Raw genomic sequence first — 3205 nt, 5'->3', positions numbered from 1 at the left:
CATTGAACGGGTCTGCAACGAACTTCTCGGCGGTCAGTTCAGGGCGATTCAAATACCCTTTCGCCACGCCATCGCCGCCGATGTACAACTCGCCGGCCACGCCGATGGGCACGGGTTGCTGGTTGGCATCCAGCACATAGACGCGGGTATTGCCAATCGGATGACCAATCGGGATACCGCCCTCGCCCACCTGCTTGATTTCATGGGTGGTGGTGAAGGTGGTGGCTTCGGTCGGGCCGTAGCCGTTGAGCAGATGGGCCGGTGCCCCCTCTTTCAGGACGCGGCCGATCACCGCCGGGTCGAGCACATCGCCACCGACGATCAGGTAACGCAACTGAGCGAACACCGGCATCAGTCCAGCGGCGTATTGATGGAACAGGCCGGCGGTCATCCACAATACGCTGACCGACTGTTCTTGCAGCAACGCCGCAAAACGGTCTTGTGTCAGCAGCACGTCCTGGTCGACCACCACCACGCAACCGCCATTGAGCAACGGTGCCCAGACGTCGAGGGTGCTGGCGTCGAAGGCCGGGTTGGAGGCAAAGGCGACTCGGTCCTCGGCGTTGAAGTCGGCGTAACCGTTGTTGATCACCAGTCGGTTGATCGCCCGGTGCGGCACCAACACGCCTTTCGGCGTGCCGGTGGAACCGGAGGTGTACATGATGTAGGCCACCGCTTCGCTGCTTTGCACCAGATCGAGGTTATCGGCGGTTTCATTGAGGACCAGCGTGTCCAGGTCCAGCCGTTGTGAGGCTTCAGGCGCTAGCGCCGTGCTCGACGTCAGCACGACTTGAGCCCCGCTGTCCTGCACCATGAACTGTTGCCGTTCCAGCGGCGCGCTGACATCCAACGGTACATAGACGCCAGCACATTTGAGAATCGCCAATTGGCTGACCAACAGCTCGATGGAACGCTCCAGGGCAATCGCCACTCGATCGCGCGGTTGCACACCCAGGTCGACCAGATGACGGGCCAGGCCATTGGCCCGGTGGTTCAACTCGGCGTAGGTCAGACTTTGGGCATTGTGTACGGCCGCAATGGCTTGCGGACGCTGCGTGACCTGCGCCTCGAACAGGCCATGGACGGTCCCGTCCTGGGGATAGCGGCGAGTGGTGGCGTTGAAGTCAATCAATACCTGTTGACGCTCGGCCTGCGGCACTACCACCAGGGCCTGCAAGCGCGATGCCGGGGTGGATTCCAATGCCGTGGCCAGGCTTTGCAGCGCGGTTGCCATGTAGGCACAGACTCGCTGCGCACCGACACCGCTCGTGGCCAGGACGGTCAGGGCGAAATTTTCACCCAAGTCGTCGATACACAGCGTCAAGGGGTAGTGGGTACGTGCTTCGCCCCCCAGTGTCTCGATGCCCTGCCAGGCCGACAATGCCGCCTCGGTATCGGTCTGTTCGCTGGAGTTGCGGTAGTTCAACAACGCGCTGAACAGCGGCAGCGGCGCAGCCACGCCGCTGCAACGCTGGGCCAGTGCCAACGAGGCGTGCTCATGCCCCAACAGTGCGGTCAATTGCCCGTGGACCGCCTTGATGCCGGTCTTGACGGCCTGGTCGCCCACGCTCACACGAAGGGGCAAGGTGTTGATGAACATGCCCAAGGCACGGTCAGCCCCCTGGCCGCCCTGCATCCGGCCCATCAGCACCGTACCAAACACCACGTTCTGCTTGCCGGACGCCTGTCCCAGCACGCGTGCCCAGGCCAAGTGATGCAAGCTAGCGACGCCCACGCCTGACTGGCGTGCCAGGCGCCGCAGCCGACGACTCAGATCGCTGTCGAGCAGCAGGCTCGCATCCTCGATGTCATCGCTGTCACCCTGCACCGGCTGCAAACCGAACGGCAGCGTGGGTTCGTCTACGTCGCCGAGCATGTCGCGGAAGAAGGCTTCCTGCCCTTGATGATCCACACCCAAGCGAGCCTGGGCCACGTAGTTGCGGTACGGTACCGGGACGTCCAGTTGACCGACCTGCCCCAGCAGGTATGCCTGCATCTCGGCCTGTACCACTTTCAGCGCCGCATGATCGAGGGCGATGTGATGGAACAACAAAATCGCCACCCAGCGCTGGTTGGGTGTGTCTTGGGCAAAGGCCAGGCGCATCAGCGGTGCCTGGGACATATCAAGGGCGTAGTCCCGGACGTCGAATCGGTGCTGCAGCTGTTGGGTGATCGCTCCGGCCTGCGGGTCCAGCACCAGCTCTTCAAGGCCCAGCCGCGCTTCGCGCCAGACCACTTGTCGAGGCGCGTCGAGACCTTCCCAGAGGATGGCGGTGCGCAAGATGTCGTGACGATCGATGACGCTTTGCAGGGCCTGGGTGAACGCGTCGAGGCGCTCACGGTTGTCAAAGGCAAACTGCGCGTGCAAGACATAGGGATCGCCCTGCCCAGCCGACAGGTGATGGTAAAGAATGCCTTCCTGCAACGGTGCCACCGGGTAGATTTCTTGCACGTTGCGGGCGCCACCCGGCACCGTCGACACGATACGGTCGATAGCGTCCTGGTCAAGGTTTGTCAGCGTCAGCATGTCTGGCGTGATCCGCTCGCAGCCGAACGGGATGCCATTGGCCGGGACGTCGATTTCACTGCCACCCCCCACTGCCGCCGCCAACGCGGCGAGGGTCGGTTGGCCGAACAGTACGCGCACGTCGGCGCTCAAGCCGGCCTGGCGCATCCGCTCGATCAAGCTGACCGCCAGCAGCGAATGCCCGCCCAGCTCGAAGAAATGATCGTGACGGCCTACGCGTTCGACCTTGAGCAAATCTTGCCAGAGCTGCGCCAGGGTGGTTTCGATCTCGCCTTGCGGGGCTTCGTAGCCACGGGTGATCAGCGCGTCGAGATCCGGTGCCGGCAAGGCCTTGCGGTCGAGCTTGCCGTTCGGCGTCAGCGGCAAGGCATCCAGCCGCACATAGGCAACGGGCACCATATAGGCCGGCAACTGCGCCTGCAGGTGCGTGCGCAGGGCTTCGATGTCGACGACTTCGTCCGGCGAGTGTTGGGTGAAATAGGCCACCAGGCGCTTGTCGCCCGGTATGTCTTCGCGGGCCAGGACTACGGTTTCCTTGATGTTTGGCGCCTGGGCGAGCTTGGCTTCGATCTCGCCCAGTTCGATGCGGAAACCACGGATCTTCACCTGGTCGTCGTTGCGGCCCAGGTATTCGATGTTGCCGTCCGGCAGGTAGCGGCCCAGGTCGCCAGTGCGATA

The 3205-nt window shown here is 63.2% G+C and carries 1 protein-coding gene; it reads right to left on the bottom strand.

Annotation, left to right across the window (positions count from 1 at the left end; translation table 11 throughout):
- A partial coding sequence (locus tag AACY31_RS28350) for an amino acid adenylation domain-containing protein (protein WP_339505591.1) occupies positions 1-3205 on the bottom strand: 3205 nt, incomplete at both ends.

This window comes from Pseudomonas sp. RL_105y_Pfl2_101, assembly GCF_963970585.1.
Lineage (GTDB): Bacteria > Pseudomonadota > Gammaproteobacteria > Pseudomonadales > Pseudomonadaceae > Aquipseudomonas.
The sequence above is the reverse complement of the archived record's forward strand: the minus strand, read 5'-3'. Positions and strand labels throughout refer to the sequence as shown.